The 19,637-nt window shown below is 58.5% G+C and carries 18 protein-coding genes and 2 pseudogenes; 12 read left to right on the plus strand and 8 right to left on the minus strand.

From position 1 onward, the window contains the following. Positions 1–5: 5 nt before the first annotated feature. Complete coding sequence (locus L9059_RS27550) at positions 6–860, minus strand: sulfurtransferase (RefSeq protein ID WP_247294108.1); 855 nt, start codon at positions 858–860, stop codon at positions 6–8. 15 nt (positions 861–875) lie between these two features. Beyond that, positions 876–1,565 carry a TetR/AcrR family transcriptional regulator gene (locus tag L9059_RS27555; RefSeq protein WP_247294109.1) on the minus strand — a complete coding sequence of 230 codons (690 nt, stop codon included), beginning with the start codon at positions 1,563–1,565 and terminating at the stop codon, positions 876–878. A 149-nt stretch (positions 1,566–1,714) separates the two neighbouring features. Between L9059_RS27555 and L9059_RS27560 the strand changes: the two genes are divergently transcribed. From L9059_RS27560 to L9059_RS27580, 5 genes are all read left to right on the plus strand, one after another. Further along, positions 1,715–3,145 carry a coniferyl aldehyde dehydrogenase gene (locus L9059_RS27560; protein ID WP_247294110.1) on the plus strand — a complete coding sequence of 477 codons (1,431 nt, stop codon included), beginning with the start codon at positions 1,715–1,717 and terminating at the stop codon, positions 3,143–3,145. 25 nt (positions 3,146–3,170) lie between these two features. Next, a complete protein-coding gene (locus tag L9059_RS27565; RefSeq protein ID WP_247294111.1) occupies positions 3,171–3,716 on the plus strand; it encodes a twin-arginine translocation pathway signal protein in 546 nt (181 codons plus the stop codon). Between the two features lie 113 nt (positions 3,717–3,829). Beyond that, complete coding sequence (locus L9059_RS27570) at positions 3,830–5,425, plus strand: GMC family oxidoreductase (protein WP_247294113.1); 1,596 nt, start codon at positions 3,830–3,832, stop codon at positions 5,423–5,425. A 115-nt stretch (positions 5,426–5,540) separates the two neighbouring features. Next, complete coding sequence (coaD, locus tag L9059_RS27575) at positions 5,541–6,020, plus strand: pantetheine-phosphate adenylyltransferase (protein WP_045059801.1); 480 nt, start codon at positions 5,541–5,543, stop codon at positions 6,018–6,020. Positions 6,021–6,126: 106 nt separating this feature from the next. After that, on the plus strand, positions 6,127–6,378 hold the full coding sequence (locus tag L9059_RS27580) for a YfhL family 4Fe-4S dicluster ferredoxin (RefSeq protein WP_247294115.1): 252 nt from the start codon (positions 6,127–6,129) through the stop codon (positions 6,376–6,378). A gap of 124 nt (positions 6,379–6,502) precedes the next feature. On the opposite strand, the gene L9059_RS27585 is transcribed toward L9059_RS27580, so the two are convergent. Genes L9059_RS27585 through L9059_RS27595 form a run of 3 tightly spaced genes read right to left on the minus strand, consistent with a single transcriptional unit; the run spans position 6,503 to position 8,548 of the window. Beyond that, on the minus strand, positions 6,503–6,826 hold the full coding sequence (locus L9059_RS27585; RefSeq protein WP_247294117.1) for a multidrug transporter: 324 nt from the start codon (positions 6,824–6,826) through the stop codon (positions 6,503–6,505). A gap of 52 nt (positions 6,827–6,878) precedes the next feature. Beyond that, entirely contained in the window at positions 6,879–7,691 is an 813-nt protein-coding gene (gene mutM, locus L9059_RS27590) for a bifunctional DNA-formamidopyrimidine glycosylase/DNA-(apurinic or apyrimidinic site) lyase (RefSeq protein WP_247294118.1), read from the minus strand. 41 nt (positions 7,692–7,732) lie between these two features. Further along, entirely contained in the window at positions 7,733–8,548 is an 816-nt protein-coding gene (locus L9059_RS27595) for an HDOD domain-containing protein (protein WP_247294134.1), read from the minus strand. Positions 8,549–8,755: 207 nt separating this feature from the next. Between L9059_RS27595 and L9059_RS27600 the strand changes: the two genes are divergently transcribed. Further along, complete coding sequence (locus tag L9059_RS27600; protein ID WP_247294120.1) at positions 8,756–9,295, plus strand: type 1 glutamine amidotransferase domain-containing protein; 540 nt, start codon at positions 8,756–8,758, stop codon at positions 9,293–9,295. A gap of 167 nt (positions 9,296–9,462) precedes the next feature. Beyond that, positions 9,463–10,659 (plus strand): class I SAM-dependent rRNA methyltransferase, encoded by a 1,197-nt coding sequence (locus L9059_RS27605; protein WP_247294122.1) that lies wholly within the window; start codon positions 9,463–9,465, stop codon positions 10,657–10,659. A gap of 195 nt (positions 10,660–10,854) precedes the next feature. Here L9059_RS27605 and L9059_RS27610 read toward each other — a convergent pair whose 3' ends face one another. Next, a complete protein-coding gene (locus tag L9059_RS27610) occupies positions 10,855–11,496 on the minus strand; it encodes a hypothetical protein (RefSeq protein WP_247294124.1) in 642 nt (213 codons plus the stop codon). 402 nt (positions 11,497–11,898) lie between these two features. On the opposite strand from L9059_RS27610, the gene L9059_RS27615 reads away from it, so the two are divergent. The 3 genes and pseudogenes from L9059_RS27615 (at position 11,899) to ilvD (ending at position 15,909) form a co-directional block, all read left to right on the plus strand. Continuing rightward, positions 11,899–13,101: a Bcr/CflA family efflux MFS transporter gene (locus L9059_RS27615; protein ID WP_247294125.1), complete on the plus strand. Its 1,203-nt coding sequence runs from the start codon at positions 11,899–11,901 to the stop codon at positions 13,099–13,101. Positions 13,102–13,289: 188 nt separating this feature from the next. Further along, positions 13,290–13,747: pseudogene (locus tag L9059_RS27620) on the plus strand (REP-associated tyrosine transposase). Positions 13,748–14,067: 320 nt separating this feature from the next. Beyond that, on the plus strand, positions 14,068–15,909 hold the full coding sequence (ilvD, locus tag L9059_RS27625; RefSeq protein WP_247294128.1) for a dihydroxy-acid dehydratase: 1,842 nt from the start codon (positions 14,068–14,070) through the stop codon (positions 15,907–15,909). A gap of 136 nt (positions 15,910–16,045) precedes the next feature. On the opposite strand, the gene L9059_RS27630 is transcribed toward ilvD, so the two are convergent. After that, the gene (locus tag L9059_RS27630) at positions 16,046–17,101 is read right to left on the minus strand and encodes an HAD family hydrolase (protein WP_247294130.1); all 1,056 of its coding nucleotides are present in this window, start codon (positions 17,099–17,101) and stop codon (positions 16,046–16,048) included. Between the two features lie 240 nt (positions 17,102–17,341). Here L9059_RS27630 and L9059_RS27635 point away from each other — a divergent pair, with 240 nt between their 5' ends. Further along, positions 17,342–18,733, plus strand: a complete 1,392-nt coding sequence (locus tag L9059_RS27635) for an L-cystine transporter (RefSeq protein WP_247294132.1) — start codon at positions 17,342–17,344, stop codon at positions 18,731–18,733. Between the two features lie 88 nt (positions 18,734–18,821). Here the strand turns inward: L9059_RS27635 and L9059_RS27640 are convergent, their stop codons facing one another. Beyond that, on the minus strand, positions 18,822–19,364 hold the full coding sequence (locus tag L9059_RS27640; RefSeq protein WP_247294133.1) for a dihydrofolate reductase: 543 nt from the start codon (positions 19,362–19,364) through the stop codon (positions 18,822–18,824). Between the two features lie 99 nt (positions 19,365–19,463). Here L9059_RS27640 and L9059_RS27645 point away from each other — a divergent pair. Further along, positions 19,464–19,637 (plus strand): annotated as a pseudogene (locus L9059_RS27645) (DUF2868 domain-containing protein); the annotation flags it as partial.

The following is a 19,637-nucleotide window of genomic DNA, read 5'->3' on the forward strand; positions in this document are numbered from 1 at the left end:
TGCGGTTAATCGCCTTGGGCGATGCCCCGTGCTGGATCATTGATCCACTCGCTCCAGGACCCCGCATACAACGCCCCAAGCGGATAACCCGCCAAGCACAGGGCGAACAGGTTGTGGCACGCTGTCACGCCAGACCCGCAATATGCCACCAGCTCCGTCGGCGAACGGCCTGCCAGTTTCGCGGCAAAGCGCTGCTTGAGCTGATCCGCCGGCAGGAATCGCCCGTCGACGCCCAGGTTGTCGGTGAACGCTGCGCACTGAGCACCGGGAATGTGCCCGGCCACAGGATCGATCGGCTCCACTTCACCCTTGAAACGCGCCAAGGCACGGGCATCGAGCAAGGTCATGGCCGGCCGGTCGAGCCGCTGCTGCAATTGTTCGGAACTCAACAGCAACGAGGCGTCCGGCTGACCGGTAAAGGTGCCGCGCTCTTTACCGGGAGCGTCCAGGCTCAGTGGCAGGCCGGCGGCATGCCAGGCCTTGAGTCCGCCATCGAGGATAAACACGCCATCACGCTTGCCCAGCCAGGCCAGCAACCACCAGGCTCGCGCCGCGAAAGCACCGGGGCCGTCGTCATACAGAACCACTTCACTGTCGGCATTGATGCCCCAAGCCTGCAGTCGTTCGATCAGGTCTTCGGGGTTTGGCAACGGATGTCGGCCGGTCACTCCCTTGACGACCGCCCCGCTCAGATCACGCTCCAGGTCGGCGAAACTCGACCCGGCGATATGGCCTTCCGAGTAACTGCGCTGGCCGTAGTCCGGGTCCTCTAGGGCAAAACGACAATCCAGGATCACCAGCCCCGGCTGCTCCTTCTTCAGGTCCAACGCTTGCGGGCTGATCAACTGCGCAATAGGCATAACGGGCTCCTGTGATTAAAGCGGTTCTGAATCCTCATGCGCTTCTTCAAGCGCCTGACCCAATGGCACATAAAATTCTTCATAAAGCGCATTGACCGCATCCCGCGCCTGATCCGTAACGAAACCGGCCTCCAGCACCAACACCTGATACACCCCGCGCTTGATGGCCTGCTCACTCAAGTGATTGGAGTTGTCTCGCGTAGTGCAGAGAAAGCGCACCCAGGAGGTCAGGATAATCCAGGCGTTGAGGGTCAGGGACTCGATCTGCACCTTGTCCATGCGCAGGATCCCGGCCTCGACGAAGCCGGCGTAGATGTGGGTGCCATGAATCAGGCAGCGCTGGGAAAAGCGCCGGTAGCGCCCGGCCAGCTCCGGATCGCTGTCGAGCAGGTGCTCGAGGTCTCGATGCAAAAATCGATATCGCCACATGGCCGCCAGCAGTTCCTTGAGATAGAAACGCTTGTCTTCAACCGTGGAGGCGCGGCCCTGCGGCGGGCGCAGAAAACTGTCCACCAGGCTTTCGTACTCACTGAACAGTACGGCGATGATCGCCTGCTTGTTAGGAAAGTGGTAGTACAGGTTGCCCGGAGAAATCTCCATGTGGGCGGCAATATGGTTGGTGCTGATGCTGCGTTCGCCTTGCTGGTTAAACAGCTCGAGGCTGTTCTGCACGATGCGCTCGCTAGTTTTTATTCGAGGTGCCATGGCTTGAGCTTTAATTCAGGAATGCGATGAAGAGCATCTTACGGCCTATCCGTAAACGGATAAAACAAAGCTGCACCAGGATGTCAGTTGACTTTATAGAGCATAGACTCTAGAAAGTGTTTCAGTAAAATAAAAATCCGGAGCTGACCATGACCGCTGACATCGCCTATCTGCAAAATTTGCAGCAGCCGTTGGATGAATTACGCAGCCTATTTGATGCTCAACGCGCTGCGTACGCTACCAACCCGATGCCACCTGCGGCTCAGCGTCAGCAATGGCTGAAAGCGCTAAGGGACCTGCTCAGCAATGAGCGTCAGGCCCTGATCGACGCCATCAGCCAGGACTTCAGTCACCGCAGCGCCGATGAAACCCTGCTCGCCGAACTGATGCCCAGCCTGCATGGTATCCATTACGCAAGCCAGCACCTCAAAAGCTGGATGAAACCCTCGCGGCGCAAGGTCGGGGTTGCCTTCCAGCCAGCCAGCGCCAAAGTCGTATACCAGCCATTGGGCGTGGTCGGCGTGATCGTGCCGTGGAACTATCCGTTGTACCTGGCCATTGGGCCGCTGGTGGGCGCGTTGTCGGCGGGCAACCGGGTGATGCTCAAGCTCAGTGAATCCACGCCTGCCACCGGATTGCTGCTCAAGCAACTGCTGGGGCGCATCTTCCCCCAGGATCTGGTCTGCGTCGTGCTCGGCGAAGCTGATATTGGCGTAGCATTTTCCCGACTGCGCTTTGACCATCTGTTGTTCACCGGCGCCACCAGCATCGGCAAGCACGTAATGCGCGCGGCGGCCGAGAACCTCACACCGGTGACCCTCGAGCTCGGCGGCAAATCCCCCGCTATCGTGTCCAGCGATGTGCCGCTTAAAGATGCTGCCGAGCGCATCGCCTTCGGCAAGACCCTCAATGCCGGGCAAACCTGCGTGGCTCCGGACTACGTGCTGGTGCCGCAAGACCGGGTCGGAGGTTTCGTTGAAGCTTATCGCCAGGCCGTTCGCGGGTTCTATCCAACACTGGCGGACAACCCGGACTACACCGCCATCATTAATGACCGCCAACTGGCGCGCCTCAACGGCTACATAAGCGACGCCACCAGCAAAGGCGCGCTGTTGATTCCGCTGTTCGAGCAGGGACAGGGTCGGCGCATGGGCCATAGCCTGCTGCTCAACGTCAGCGATGACATGACCGTGATGCAGGACGAAATCTTCGGCCCAGTGTTGCCTATCGTGCCCTATACCGATCTTGATCAGGCATTTACATACATCAACCAGCGCCCCCGCCCGCTCGCCCTGTATTACTTCGGCTACAACAAGCGCGAACAGGATCGCGTTCTTCATGAAACCCACTCCGGCGGTGTCTGCCTCAATGACACCTTGCTGCACGTGGCTCAGGACGACATGCCATTTGGGGGTATCGGCGCATCGGGCATGGGTCACTACCACGGTCACGAGGGTTTTCTGACGTTCAGCAAAGCCAAGGGGGTGTTGATCAAGCAGCGTTTTAATGCGGCCAAGCTGATCTATCCACCTTATGGCAAAACCATCCAAAGACTCATCCAGAAACTGTTCATTCGCTAAACCTTATCGCCGGGTAATAACAATAATGAGCCCCAGCCTGTCCGATACACCTGAACTGTCACGTCGCGGCCTGCTGAAATTCAGCCTGGGAGCAACTGCTTTCCTTGCCACGGCCGGATTGGGCGCCAGCCTCAGCGGCTGCTCCTCAACTACTCCAGCCAGCGGTTTCGCGATCCTGCGCCGAGGCGACCTGCTGTTTTTGCGCGCACTGATTCCAGTGCTGCTCGATGGCGCGGTAGCCACCGAAAAAATGGCGCAAGCCGTCGATAACACGCTAAAAAATCTGGATAACAGCCTGAATCACCTCTCGCCGGAGATGCTCAAGCTGACACAGCAGTTGTTCGACGTTCTGGGATTGACCGTCACTCGCGGTCCGCTGACCGGAGTCTGGGGGAGCTGGGAGAATGCCAGCGCCGATGAAATCCGGCAGTTCCTCGATCGCTGGGAAAACAGTTCGCTGAGTTTGCTGCGCATGGGCCATAACTCGCTGCTGCAGTTGGTGATGATGGCTTGGTATAGCCGGCAGGAGTCGTGGGCACATTGCGGGTATCCGGGGCCGCCTGCAGTCTGAGACCGGGGGAATGCCATCGCGAACAGGCTCACTCCCACCTTTATCGCGTAACCCTGCTCGCGATGGCGTCGGTAGCCTCACCACAAAACCAAAACAATAACGAGAACCCGAACATGCCCGTACCTGATCCGTTCCGTGAAGGCCTGGCCCGCGGCTGGAAAACCTACAACGGTTCGCAACTGACCGAGGACCTGACCCTGGAAGCCGACGTGGCGATTATCGGCAGCGGAGCAGGTGGCGGCACTACTGCGGAAATTCTCAGCGCCGCCGGATACAAGGTGCTGCTTATCGAAGAAGGCCCACTCAAGACCAGCAGCGATTTCAAGATGCTCGAAGACCAGGCCTACACCAGCCTGTATCAGGAAGGCATCGCCCGCATGAGCAAGGACGGCGCCATTACCATCCTGCAAGGGCGCGCAGTGGGCGGTACCACGCTGATCAACTGGACATCGAGCTTCCGCACCCCGCCCCCGACGCTCGAACACTGGGCCCGGGAACATGACGTAATAGGCCACAGCCCCACCGACATGGCGCCCTGGTTTGAGAAAATGGAGCAGCGCCTGGGGGTCTCCCCATGGATGGTACCGCCCAACGCCAATAATGACGTGATCCGCAAAGGCTGCGAGAAACTGGGCTACAGCTGGCATGTGATTGCGCGCAACGTTCGCGGCTGCTGGAACCTGGGATATTGCGGCATGGGCTGTCCGACCAACGCCAAGCAGTCGATGCTGGTGACCACCATTCCCGCGACCCTGGAAAAAGGCGGTGAATTACTTTATCTGGCGCGCGCTGAAAAGCTCTTGATCAAGGACGGCAAGGTCACCGGCCTGAATTGTGTCGCTATGGATGAGCGCTGCGTTGCGCCAACGGGCAGGACTGTCACGGTCAAGGCACGGCATTACGTACTGGCTGGTGGAGGCATCAACAGTCCGGCACTGCTGCTGCGCTCCGCCGCCCCCGACCCTCACAAACGCCTGGGCAAACGCACGTTCCTGCACCTGGTGAACATGTCCGTCGGCTTGTTCGATGAGGTGATCAACCCGTTCTACGGCGCCCCGCAGTCGATTTATTCCGATCATTTCCAGTGGCAAGACGGTACCAGCGGCAAGATGTCCTACAAACTGGAGGTGCCACCTCTGCACCCGGCACTGGCCACCACCCTGCTGGGCGGCTTCGGCGAAGAAAACTCCCGACACATGGAAAATCTGCCGCACACCCACGCCATGCTGGCGCTGCTGCGCGACGGTTTCCACCCGGACAGTCCTGGTGGCAGCGTCGAATTGCGCGGGGATGACACCCCGGTCCTCGACTACCAGGTTTCTGCCTACGCCTGGGACGGCTTGCGCCGGGCGTTCCACAGCATGGCCGAAATCCAGTTCGCCGGCGGCGCCAATGCGGTAATGCCAATGCACGCTGATGCTCGACACGTTAAAACCCTGGCCGAAGCGCGCACGCTGATCGACGGTTTGAGCCTGGAGCTGTACCGCACCCGCTTGGGAAGTGCTCATGTGATGGGAGGCTGCGCCATGGGCGAAGATCCGAAAAACGCCGTGACCGACAGCCTCGGCCGTCACCACCAGATCAGCAATCTGTCGATCCATGATGGCTCGCTGTTCCCCACCAGCATTGGTGCAAACCCACAATTATCGGTATACGGACTGACCGCGCAATTGGCCACTTTCCTCGCCGATCGTTTAAAAAACCCGTGAAAACGAGGAATATTCCCATCGTCTATAGTGCTTTCTTACCCAACTGGCGACTTGGCCGACCGGGAAGGCTGCGATACCATCCGACTCCCCAACGGACTCCCGCCAGGACGACGCGATGAACCGAGTGTTGTACCCAGGTACCTTCGACCCTATTACCAAGGGCCATGGCGATCTGGTCGAACGCGCCTCGCGCCTGTTCGATCACGTGATCATTGCCGTCGCCGCCAGCCCGAAGAAAAACCCCTTGTTTCCCCTGGAACAACGGGTGGAGCTGGCTCGCGAGGTCACCAAACATCTGCCGAACGTGGAAGTGGTCGGTTTCTCGACGCTGCTGGCGCATTTCGCCAAAGAGAAAAACGCCAACGTTTTTCTCCGTGGTTTGCGCGCAGTGTCGGACTTCGAATACGAATTTCAGCTGGCCAACATGAACCGTCAGCTGGCACCGGACGTGGAAAGTCTGTTTCTCACTCCGTCCGAGCGATATTCGTTCATCTCTTCGACGCTGGTCCGTGAAATTGCGGCCCTTGGCGGCGATATCACCAAGTTCGTGCACCCTGCGGTGGCGGACGCCCTGACCGAACGCTTCAAAAAGTAAACCGGTAGGAGCCGGCCGTAACAAGCTGGCTCCTACAGCGCCAATGCGGCACAATTGCGCGCATTGGTTTATAGCGCCCGGGTCTTGCACCCTGGCTGGAGTTAGCATGTCCCTGATAATCACCGACGATTGCATCAACTGCGACGTCTGCGAACCTGAGTGCCCGAACGCTGCGATCTCCCAAGGCGAAGAGATCTATGTGATCGACCCCAACCTGTGCACCCAGTGCGTCGGCCACTACGACGAGCCGCAGTGCCAGCAAGTGTGCCCGGTGGATTGCATTCCGCTGGATGAGGCGCATCCGGAAACTCAAGAGCAGTTGATGGCTAAATATCGGGTGATTACCGGTAAGGCCTGATTTCTGTTGTGTGGTTGATGGCCCCTTGGCGGCAAGCCCACTACCACAGTGTGCGCAGCGAATCCTTGTGCGAGCAGGCTTGCCCGCGAAGGGGCCATCAGCCATACCAAAGCTCTGAACACCTTCATTCCCTCTGCTCAAACCCCTCCCCGATACATCCCAAACACCGTACAAACGCTGCCCGCGCCGGATCCACCACCAGCGCCTGACCCGCATCCCCAATGCCGCCGCCCAACGCAGTAAACGGAAGCGACAGCACAAACGCACCGGCACCGATCACCGTCGCCACCACCAGCAAGGGTCGGGCGATCAGCAAGTCGCCGATCATGGCGTAAGCCGGAGGATTCTGGATGGTGTAGCGCGGGTCGCCGCTGCCATTGCTGGCTGCCAGTACCGGCGCAGCGACGCTTAACAACAACACGACGACAAGGGTTCGAAACGAATTCATGGCACGGTCCTTCGGCTGGGCAGTGAACATTGACTATAGCCTGTCGAACCTGTCAGCTTTGACAACGGGGGCAAAAGACGCTGGCGCGCTGTCCCAGCTTCACTTCCCGCAACCCGGTTCCGCAGACCTTACAGTGCTCGCCGCTGCGGCCGTAGACAAATAATTCCTGCTGGAAATAACCCGGCTGCCCGTCACCGCCGATAAAGTCGCGCAAGGTGGTGCCGCCGCGCTCGATGGCGTGGATCAAGATGCGCTTGATCTCGATCGCCAGTTTCAGATAACGCGCCCGGGAAATGCTCTTGGCCTCGCGGCGCGGGTCGATTCCGGCGGCGAACAGCGCTTCGGTCGCGTAGATATTACCCACGCCCACCACCACTGCGTTATCCATGATGAACGGCTTGACCGCCATAGATCGCCCGCGGGACTGTTGAAACAGGCGCTCGCCGTCGAACAGCTCGGTCAACGGCTCCGGCCCCAGGCGTGTCAGCAGTTCGTGATTGAGCGGATCAAGGCTCCACAGCATTGCACCGAACCGTCGCGGGTCGGTGTAGCGCAGCGCCAAGCCTGATTCCAACTCGATGTCCACGTGCTCATGCTTGGCGGCCGGGGTGCCGACTTCCACCAGGCGCAAATTGCCGGACATGCCCAAGTGGCTGATCAAGGTGCCGACTTCGGCATTGATCAGCAGGTACTTGGCTCGCCGCTCCACCAGCACGATGCGCTGCCCGGATAGCCGCACGTCCAGGTCCTCGGGTATCGGCCAGCGCAGGCGTCGATCACGCACAATCACCCGGCTGACGCGCTGGCCTTCAAGGTGTGGCGCGATCCCGCGGCGAGTTGTTTCAACTTCTGGCAGTTCAGGCATGGCGAACTCGAATCAGGACGTTGTCAAAGAAGGATCAGCACTCAGCGGTGATTGCCAAGGTCGCGAATCGTTTGCTTGAGGGTCTCGAAGTCGTAGTCCGAGAGGCCGACATAATCGAGCACCAGATGGCTGATGCTGTTCCACTCGTGGTCGATTTTCTGATTGCCCAGCACCCGATAAGACACGCAGATATGCTCGGCCATCTTGAGGATCGCCAGCAGATTCTTCAACTGACTGTTGCGTGACGAGTCGTCGCTGAAGATCGCCAGAGCATTGTGATGGTTGGCGATCGCATGGGACACGTGTTCCGGCAGGCGCCAGGACTTGGCCGTGTAGTAGCCCACAACAGCATGATTGGTGTTGAACCGGCTGTTTTCCGTATCGACCACCCGACATTCCGCGCTAGCGTTGGCGTAAGCCTCCTCCAGTACGCTCATGTAGGCGGGGAAGCGCTGCAGCATCAGCGGCACACCGCAGTCGTGGAACAGGCCCAAAGCGTAGGCTTCGTCACCTGCCTGACCACCCAGGCGCTTGGCCAGTGTGAGGCAGGTCATCGCCACGTCCTGAGCGGTGTCCCAGAAGCGGTTCAAAGTGACAATGGTGTCATCGTTCATCTCGCCCTTGATCGACATCGCATTGATCAGGTTGATGACCGAACGGCTACCCAGCAGATTCACCGCGCGCTGAATCGAGGCGATCTTGTTGCTCAAGCCGTAGTACGGCGAGTTGACGATCTTCAACAGTGAACCGGACAGGCCGGGGTCCTGGGAGATCAGCTTGGCAATTACCTCCAGGTCCGGGTCCGGCATGTACTGCTCCATTTGCAAATCCACCATGATCTGCGGCTGCGCCGGCACGCTAATGCCTTGCAGGGTCTGTTGAATCTGTTCGGTGGTCAGCTCTTGGGACATAAGTACACGCTCGGGGACAGGCGGCAATTCTAACCTTTATGAAGTTGGATCCGACACACCAGCGGGCACATCGAAGGAACTTTCATCCGCGCCCAGGCTTCGGACTGAGTAATGCCCACACGCAATAATTCAATCTTTTCAGGAGCTGTAATCATGTCCAATTCCCTGAACGGCAAGCGTGTCGCGATTCTGGTTACCGATGGTTTCGAACAGGTCGAACTCACGGGCCCAAAACAGGCTCTTGAGGAGGTCGGCGCCCAAGTCGATATCCTGTCGGCCGAGGAAGGCCAGGTCAAAGGTTGGAATCACGACGAGCCCGCAGATGATTTCAAGGTCGACGGCACTTTCAAGGGGGCCAGCGTCGACCATTACGACGCCATTATCCTGCCAGGCGGCGTGCAGAACTCCGACACCATCCGCCTCGACCAGAACGCCCAGCATCTGGTCAAGACCGGCACCTCGGCCGGCAAGCCGATCGCAGTGATTTGCCATGGTGGCTGGTTGCTGGTGTCTGCCGGACTGGTCAACGGCAAGACCATGACCAGCTACAAGACGCTCAGAGACGATCTGGTAAATGCAGGGGCTAACTGGGTCGACAAGGAAGTGGTGAAGGACGGCAACTTGATCAGCAGCCGCCAGCCGGATGATATTCCTGCGTTCAATCGGGAGTTGATTGCCGCACTCTCCGAGTAATAATTCGAGACCGCCTTCGCGGGCAAGCCCGCTCCCACAGGGATCTGCTGTGCATGCATTATTTGCATTCGGCACCAAAGCGCTGTGGGAGCCGGCGTTTCATCACCTCCAAGCCCGCCACCGACCCCAACACGCTATACTCCCGCTCTTTTTTCCGGAGCGACGTCATGTCCCTGCCTAGCCTGCGCCTCAAAGCCAACGCCGACCGTCGCCTGCGAAACGGCCACCTGTGGGTCTACAGCAACGAAATCGATGTTGCCGCCACACCGTTGCACGGCTTCAAGGCCGGCGATCAGGCGATCCTCGAAGCCGCCGGTGGCAAGACGCTGGGCATCGTTGCCATGAGCCCGAACAACCTGATCTGCGCCCGCCTGCTGTCGCGCGACATCAAGTTGCCGCTGGACAAGTCGCTGCTGGTGCACCGCCTCAACGTTGCCCTGTCCTTGCGTGATCGCCTGTTCGACAAGCCGTTCTATCGCCTGGTCTACGGTGATTCCGACCTGCTGCCAGGCCTGGTAGTCGACCGTTTCGGCGACATCCTGGTGGTGCAGATCGCCTCGGCGACCATGGAAGCGCATAAGGAAGACGTGATTGCCGCACTGACCCAAGTGCTCAAGCCAAGCGGCATTCTGTTCAAGAACGACTCCGCCGCCCGTGACGCCGAAGGCCTCAACCGCTACGTCGAGACCGTATTCGGCCTGGTGCCTGAGTGGGTCGCGCTGGAAGAGAACGGCGTGAAATTCGAAGCACCGGTCATTCAAGGCCAGAAAACCGGCTGGTTCTATGACCACCGCATGAACCGTGCACGCCTGGCGCCTTATGCCAAGGGCAAGCGCGTACTCGACCTGTACAGCTACATCGGCGGCTGGGGCGTGCAAGCGGCTGCCTTCGGCGCCAGTGAAGTCTTCTGCGTCGACGCTTCGGCCTTCGCCCTCGACGGTGTCGAGCGCAACGCTGCGCTGAACGGCTTCGCCGAGAAAATGACCTGCCTCGAAGGCGATGTGTTTGATGCCCTGAAAGAACTCAAAGCCAGCGAAGAACGTTTCGACGTGATCGTGGCCGACCCGCCGGCGTTTATCAAACGCAAGAAAGACATGAAAAATGGCGAAGGCGCCTACCGTCGCCTGAACGAGCAAGCCATGCGCCTGCTCACCAAGGACGGCATCCTGATCAGCGCTTCGTGCTCGATGCACCTGCCGGAAGATGACCTGCAGAACATCCTTCTGACCAGCGCCCGCCACCTGGACCGCAACATCCAGGTGCTGGAACGCGGCGGCCAAGGCCCGGATCACCCGGTTCACCCGGCAATTGCCGAGACGCGGTACATCAAGAGCATCACCTGCCGTTTGCTGCCCAACAGCTGAGAAACTCCCGAGTGCCGACTGACAGAGTGCTCATCGCTTGCAGAGACTATGTTCTGAGACTGTACAGCCGGCACATCGGGCGCTTTGGACCTTCACACAATAACCTCTGACTTAGCCTGAGGTTATTGATTGTGGAGTTAATAATATATCGAATACATATCCTACACGGGCATTATGCAGCGCAGGCACTTCACGTCATAGTCTTTCAAATGAAAACCAAGTGGCATCCTTAGTATAGTCATACTCTTGCACGAGCATGCCATCGCTGCACTTCACCCCTAGCCAATACGATTTGCCCTGCACACCAAACGCATAATAATTTGGGTTGCCACCATAAGGTTTTTGGTAGGCCACAAACCAATGATCTCGACTACTATACACATAGTTATAAGGCCCTAAGCCTAATATGGTATAGGGGGTTTTTATCCTATCAAAAAACTCCATTCTATTATCAGCCTGCATTCGCGAAAGATATACCACAGAACGTTGTGTTGCAGACCAATGGGTACTCCACGTATAAGAAAACACGCCACCCCCTCCACTCACACGCCAGGTGATTGGCTTCTGGGTTGTAACTCCGGAACATACATAAGTTGCGTACACTTCATAAGTCTGACCTGGAACCAGGCTTCTTCCTTGGGTATCGGTAGGTACTGCGTAACGAAGTCCTTGTTTATCCGGAGCCACTACGGCAGTCGTCGAAAGCTCTTCGGACGTGCCGATATTATTTTTCACCTCTGCAACAGCACTAAAAGAAAAGATGCCCATCAGGCATAGAGCCTTTCGTAACACATGCATTTTTTTCGCATAATTTGATAAAACAGATGATGCAATCATGAGATTTCCCTCATTCCTTGTGGACAGGGTGACAAGCCTGCATCACAACCTACTTGAAATCTACTGACAGAGCTGACAGGTATACACGCGAGAACATGATGCTTTTCGGCATTCAAATGGCATGTGCGCCTTAATATAATTCACGAGACTTTTGGCTCGGAAGGCATTAAGACATCTTGACATGGCACTTTATCGGCCGAGATACCCAGTGGTGGTTTCGCGCGCTAGCGCTCGCACACTCATTAACAAAATTCGCAACGCTGGCGGGTTGAGACTCATCTCGGAGTTCGCAAGCAAGCTCGCTCCTACAACAGACTCAGAAAGGTCTTACAGGGCCTGTATTGACTTCCATGCTCATCAAGCCAACTCTCGACCACCCCTCACGGATCGAGAGCATTGTCGATGTCCCCTGCTGCGCACACTGCGAAAAAATCCTCGCTGATCCTACTATTAATGACCCTGACGCTGCTGGGCGTTTTCCCCCTGGACGTTGTCCTCCCGTCATTTCCCGCGCTGTCTGACCACTTCCAGACCTCGTCATCGGAGATCGCTCTTTCTGTCAGCCTGTTCGCCATCGGCTTGGGGATATCCGTGGTGCTGGTGGGGCCGTTGTCGGACTTATGGGGACGCAGGCAGCTTCTGCTGATCGGTATCGCCATCTCGGTGATCGGTGCGGCAGGCTGCCTGATGGCCCCTGACTACGGCTGGTTCCTGGTTTTCCGCGTTGTCCAGGCGGTGGGCTGCGGCTCCTTCGTGCTGTCGCAGGCATTGATCCAGGATTTGTTCGTCGGCAGGGAACAGGAGCGCCTCAGGATCTGGATGACCACCGCGGGAGGCGTCTTCATTTCCATATCACCGCTGCTGGGAACATGGCTGCAAATGCATCTGGGCTGGAACGGCAGTTTCTATGTCTTCATCGCCCTGGCGGTCATCGTCTGGACTAAGGCTGGTGTGCTACTCAAGGAAACCCCACGCAGTCGCAATCCGGCCTCCAGGCGCTTTTTCAGCGCCTACTGGCGCCTGTGTTCGGACCCACGGTTCATGGGCTATTGGCTGATTTCGGCGCTGGCTTTTGCCTGTCATTTTTCATTCATCGTCATCTCGCCGATCATTTTCATGGAGCGCCTGGCGCTCACGCCGTACGAATTTGCCTGGGCACTGTTGTTGTACGGCGTGGCTTACATTTGCGGGGGGATAGTCGCCAGCGCGCTGCATCGGCGCCTGCAGGCCAATACCCAAATCATCATCGGCCTGGGACTGATTGCCCTCTCGGGATTGGCCATGCTGTGGCTCGCCAGCCTGGTTGGCCTCACTGCCGCAGCGGTGCTGATACCGATGCTCATTTGCACCGCCGGCACCACCATTGCCAGGCCGATCGCCAACTCCAAGGCCATGACCCTCTACCCACAGGATGCCGGCACTTCCTCGTCGGTGGGTGGTGTGATGATTTTCATGTGCGGTGGAGTGATCAGCGTGGTGATCAATCTGGCATCCGCAGACCTGACCACGGCGCTTGCCTCGTGCTTCCTGATACTCAGCGCTGCGGGTCTGGCTGTGAACGCGCTGATCACGCGCATTAACCTCACATCATGCAGCCAACGATAACGCGGGCAGCCTGGCACCCCGCGGCGCCCTCTGGTTTTTCGCGAGCAAGCTCGCTCCTACAGGGTGTTGCGTCATGGCCGGATACGCCGCTCCTGCAGTGGCCGTGACATATCCGGAACTACTGTCGCGGCGACAACCGCCAGTCATGCATCTACCGTTTCTCTTGTACCCAGAATGAGGACAACGGAATGTCCAGCACGCCAAGAGCCCACTGCTTACGAACTGGCCGTTACTCTGAACCCGGCCGTATTTATCTTCTGACTGGGTTACCCATCGACGACAACCAAACTTCAAGGATTGGCGTACTGGACGGCTGCAGGTCAATGAACTCAGACGAGCCCAGGAAGACAGTAATGCCACTTCATTGGCCTGGGTTGTCATGCCTGATCACTTCCACTGGCTGGTTGAACTGCACAATGGTGATTTGCCGAAGCTGATGCAAACGACCAAATCTCGCAGCGCGAGAGCCATCAATCAGGCGCGGGGGGTTTCTGCTCCTGTATGGCAAAAAGGCTACTTCGATCGGGCGCTCCGCCGCGAGGAAGATCTGAAAGCGATGGCTCGATACGTTATCGCCAACCCATTACAAGCAGGGTTGGTCGCACGTATCGGTGACTATCCACTGTGGGACGCCATCTGGCTGTAGGAGCGAGCTCGCTCGCGATGGGCGTCAACGATGACGCTGGCAGCCTGGCACCCCACGGAGACCGTCCTCCTACAGGGCGCCCGCACGTCTCGTAAGCACTCCCTGCGCACTCACCGGCATTCCCTCTAGCCGCCAGCCGTGTAGAATCGCCTCATTCATCGCCAGTCATCCCCCGGCGGGTTTATGAGCTCAAGCTGAAGCGCGCGGCGATCCCGCAAAGTTATCGGCAACTTCCGGACACACGGCCATTTCTGAGTGTTCCAGACGTCAATAGAAGCTCACTTCCCTTTTGATACCTGATTAGCCGCCTGGAGTGCTTCATGCCTGATTACCGCTCGAAAACATCCACCCACGGCCGCAACATGGCCGGCGCCCGCGCACTGTGGCGCGCCACGGGGATGAAAGATGACGACTTCAAAAAGCCGATCATCGCCATTGCCAACTCCTTCACCCAGTTCGTACCGGGCCACGTCCACCTCAAGGACCTGGGCCAGCTGGTTGCCCGCGAAATCGAACGCGCTGGCGGTGTGGCCAAAGAATTCAACACCATCGCTGTCGATGACGGCATCGCCATGGGCCACGACGGCATGCTGTATTCGCTGCCGAGCCGCGAGATCATTGCCGACTCCGTCGAGTACATGGTCAACGCCCACTGCGCCGATGCGATCGTCTGCATCTCCAACTGCGACAAGATCACCCCCGGCATGCTGATGGCCTCCCTGCGCCTGAACATCCCGGTGATTTTCGTTTCCGGCGGCCCGATGGAAGCCGGCAAGACCAAACTCGCCTCCCACGGTCTCGACCTGGTCGATGCCATGGTGATCGCCGCCGACTCCAGCGCTTCTGACGAGAAAGTCGCCGAGTACGAACGTAGCGCCTGCCCAACTTGCGGCTCGTGCTCAGGTATGTTCACCGCCAACTCGATGAACTGCCTGGTCGAAGCCCTCGGCCTGGCATTGCCGGGCAATGGTTCGACCCTGGCCACCCACAGTGACCGCGAACAGCTGTTCCTGCAGGCTGGCCGCACCATCGTCGAGCTGTGCAAGCGTTACTACAGCGAGAACGACGAGTCGGTACTGCCACGCAATATCGCCAGCTTCAAGGCGTTCGAAAATGCCATGACCCTGGACATCGCCATGGGCGGTTCCACCAACACCATCCTGCACTTGCTGGCCGCCGCCCAGGAAGCCGAGATCGATTTCGACCTGCGCGATATCGACCGTCTGTCCCGTCACGTGCCACAGCTGTGCAAAGTCGCGCCGAACATCCAGAAGTACCACATGGAAGACGTGCACCGTGCCGGCGGGATCTTCAGCATCCTCGGTTCCCTGGCCCGTGGCGGCCTGTTGCACACCGACCTGCCGACCGTGCACAGCAAGTCCCTGGCCGAAGGCATTGCCAAGTGGGACATCACCCAGACCGACGATGAGGCAGTGCATCACTTCTTCAAAGCCGGCCCGGCGGGCATCCCGACGCAAACGGCGTTCAGCCAGTCGACCCGCTGGGAAACCCTGGACGACGACCGTGAACACGGCTGCATCCGCAGTGTTGAACACGCTTACTCGAAAGAAGGCGGCCTGGCCGTTCTGTACGGCAACATCGCGCTGGACGGCTGTGTGGTGAAAACGGCTGGCGTTGACGAGTCGATCCACGTGTTCGAAGGCAACGCGAAGATATTCGAAAGCCAGGACAGCGCCGTACGCGGCATTCTCGCGGACGAAGTAAAGGCCGGCGACATCGTGATCATCCGTTACGAAGGCCCGAAAGGCGGCCCAGGCATGCAGGAAATGCTCTACCCGACTTCGTACCTGAAATCCAAAGGCCTAGGCAAGGCCTGCGCCCTGCTCACCGACGGTCGCTTCTCCGGCGGCACTTCGGGCCTGTCCATCGGCCACGCTTCGCCGGAAGCCGCAGCGGGTGGTGCAATTGGTCTGGTTCAGGACGGCGATAAGGTGCTGATCGACATTCCGAACCGTTCGATCAACCTGCTGATCAGCGACGAAGAAATGGCTGGCCGCCGTGCCGAACAGGATCAGAAAGGCTGGAAGCCTGTGGAAAAACGTCCACGCAAAGTGACCACGGCCCTGAAGGCCTACGCGCTGCTGGCGACCAGCGCCGACAAGGGTGCGGTGCGTGACAAGGCGATGCTTGACGGGTTGTAAGCGTCAGTCGCAGTAATAAAATGCCCCGCCAAGAGCGGGGCATTTTTTTTGCTATCAACTCGGACACTGCCATCCACAACTTTGCAGACAACCCGAATCAACTGTGGGGCTTGCCCGCGATGGCAGCACCTCGGTGTTATTGAATCTCTTCAGGCTTCACGATCACCCAGTTCTTGTCTGCCGTCACCGGCAACCCTTCCTTGGCCTGGGCCGCAGCATTCTTCGCCATCATCCCGTTAATCTGAGTCATGTACTTGTCCTTGCGGTTGATCCACAAGTGAATGCCGCCCTTGGCCACGTCGACGCTGTGGAACAGCATGAAACCATCACTGGTTGGCGTATCACCGCCGACCAGTACCGGTTTTTTCCACTCGTCGATGTAAGTCAGGATCGCCGCGTGCTTGCCCGCCATCCACGTCGCCGGGGTCCACAGGTACGGGGTCAATTCGAGGCCGAGGTTGGCTTTCTCGTCATATTTGCCGGCGGTGATCTGCTTGCGTGCGGTGGTCAGTTCGCCGGTCTTGGTGTCCTTGAGCAACAGACTCACGCCGATTACGTTCTGCGGCTTGACGTTGTAGCCGTACTGCGGATCCGAGGCGACCATACGCACCAGCTCTTCCGAGGCAGCGGTCATCACGTAGACCTCGATGCCGTTTTCCATCAGCTTGTTGTAGAGCTCTTTCTGCCCGGTGAAGATTTTCGGCGGGTTGACGTCGAGTTTCTTCACCACGTCGCCTTCGTAGTAAGTGGCCGGCACCGGTTTACCTGATGCCATCAACTCATCGACGTAACCCTTGAGCTCTTTGAGGGTGAAACCGGAAAACACCTGCGCGACCCATGGATAGCAGACCATGTCGTCGAGCTCGCAGAGGCGATAGTAATAACTGAACAGGCTTTCCTTGTGCTCGGCGGTGTCTTTGAAAGGGATCAGTTTCAAGGAGGGGTCGAGCTTGTCGCGAGTGATAAGGCCCTTGTTCTCCATGAACGGCAGCAATGACTCTTCGAGGTCATAACGGTAACTAGTGTTGTCCATGTCGAACACCGCGTAGTTACCTTTGTTGGCATTGGCCGCGATCATCGCGTCCAGCGCCTTGGCCTGATCGGCTGGCCAATGTTTAAGGTCCGTGGCGAAGGCCTGGCCAGCCAAGCCCAGGCAGAGTGCTGCAACCAGAAATTTCGGTGCAAGCTTCATCGTAGTTCTCCCTGATTCAAAGAGATCGACGCTATCAAATTAGTGTGACAGTCCCCACCTGCTTGCGACGGCTCACGTCTCCATTGCGCCAGCTGCGCTCCAGAAAGCGACATGCGCTTATTCCAAAAACGACAGCTACCATGCGTTTTTGGTATTAATTCATTATTTTTCAAGCTGTTAGGCTTGCCGGTTCGCACCTGCCCCGCAAGGCAACGGGCACAAGTCTTACTCGGAGTTTTCATGAATCTGCCGCTGATCCTCAATCTGCTGGTGTTCCTTGCCTTGCTGTTCGGCTTGGCGCAAACCCGTCACTCCAACTGGAGCCTGGCGAAAAAAGTTCTGCTCGCACTGGTGCTGGGCGTTGTGTTCGGCGTGGCTTTGCACACCATTTATGGTGCTGGCAACCCGGTGCTGAAGGCGTCGATCGGCTGGTTCGATCTGGTGGGTAATGGTTACGTGCAACTGCTGCAAATGATCGTGATCCCGCTGGTGTTCGCCTCGATCCTCAGTGCGGTGGCGCGTCTGCACAACGCCTCGTCGCTGGGCAAAATCAGCTTCCTGACCATTGGCACGCTGCTATTCACCACCGCCATCGCCGCCCTCGTCGGTATTGGCCTGACCAACCTGTTCGGCCTGACAGCTGAAGGCCTGGTCGCCGGCACCCAGGAAATGGCCCGCCTGCAAACCATCCAGACCGACTACGCAGGCAAGGTCGCGGACCTGAATGTGCCGCAGCTCTTGTTATCGTTCATCCCGCAAAATCCGTTCGCCGACCTGGCGCGCGCCAAGCCGACTTCGATCATCAGCGTGGTGATCTTCGCGGCCTTCCTCGGGGTTGCCGCCTTGCAACTGCTCAAGGATGACGTTGAAAAAGGTCAGAAAGTGATCAACGCCATCGACACCCTGCAAGCCTGGGTAATGCGCCTGGTGCGTCTGGTAATGAAGTTGACCCCCTATGGCGTGTTGGCGCTGATGACCAAGGTGGTCGCCGGTTCCAACCTGCAAGACATCGTCAAGCTTGGCAGTTTCGTGGTGGTGTCCTACATCGGCCTGGGCTTGATGTTCGTCGTACACGGCCTGCTGGTGGCGGCAGCCGGGATTAATCCGCTGCGCTTCTTCCGCAAGATCTGGCCAGTGCTCACATTTGCCTTCACCAGCCGTTCGAGCGCCGCGACAATTCCGCTGAGCATCGAAGCCCAAACCAGCCGCCTGGGGATTGCGCAATCTATCGCCAGCTTCGCCGCCTCGTTTGGTGCGACCATCGGCCAGAACGGCTGCGCCGGCCTGTACCCGGCGATGTTGGCAGTGATGGTTGCGCCGACCGTGGGCATCAACCCGCTGGACCCGCTATGGATCGCGACGTTGGTGGCGATTATTACCTTGAGTTCGGCTGGAGTGGCCGGGGTCGGCGGTGGCGCGACGTTTGCCGCGCTGATCGTGTTGCCGGCAATGGGTTTGCCAGTGTCACTGGTGGCGTTGCTGATTTCGGTTGAGCCGCTGATCGATATGGGCCGCACGGCGTTGAACGTGAGCGGTTCGATTGCAGCGGGTGCAGTGACCAGCCAGATCATGCAGCAGACGGTTAAAGAATTGCTGGATGCGGATGAGCATTCGGCGTTGACTCAGGCCTGATTCACATCGATAGCCAGCCCCTGTAGGAGCGAGCTTGCTCGCGATGGATTCGAAAGCGCCGCGATCATTGTGATGGCCAGCGTTATCGTTATCCACCATCGCGAGCAAGCTCGCTCCTACAGGCTTTTTCCCAGACCTCGAAGCTGTACGCAGGTTTACCATCCAAGGCCGGGTTTGGCACTTCTGAAACCAGCGTCCACTGCCCCAGATCAACCTCCGGAAACCATGCATCCCCTTCAGGGCTAAGCGCCACACGGGTCAGATATAACCGATCCGCCTGCGCCATGCCCTGGGCATACAACTGCGCACCGCCAATCAACATCACCTCGTCGACGCCCTGCTCGTTCGCCCATTCCTGCGCGCGAACCACTGCGGCTTCCAGCGACGGATAAACCTCGGCGCCTTCGAGCTGCAGATCGGCCTGGCGACTGACGACGAGATTCAACCTTCCCGGCAGCGGGCGACCGAGGGAATCCCAAGTCTTGCGCCCCATGATGATCGGCTTGCCCAGAGTGGTGGCCTTGAAGTATTTGAAGTCCCCCGGCAAGTGCCAGGGCATGCTGTTGTCGACGCCGATCACACGGTTTTCACCGAGGGCTGCGATCAGGCTGAGGGGGAGTGATTTAGTCATGTCGGCGAGGATACCAGAGCCTTAGCTTCTCGCAACGTAGCCCCCCGACAAGCGCTACAGCGGTTATGCTCACGGCTCAATTGAGCGACGGGATGCCGCGTGACTGAACTGACTAACCTCTGGCTGACTGAAACTATCCGCCTGCGCGAAGAACACGCCGGGGCCCTGGACGATCTGGAAGCGAATAGAATGGCCCGCAGCGCGGGCGGCGACCTGCCGGCACGAATTCAACGCCGGGCGCTGTGGCTGGCGGAGCGCGACGGTCTGAGCAGC

The organism is Pseudomonas violetae (assembly GCF_023072615.1).
In the GTDB taxonomy this organism is placed as follows: domain Bacteria; phylum Pseudomonadota; class Gammaproteobacteria; order Pseudomonadales; family Pseudomonadaceae; genus Aquipseudomonas; species Aquipseudomonas violetae.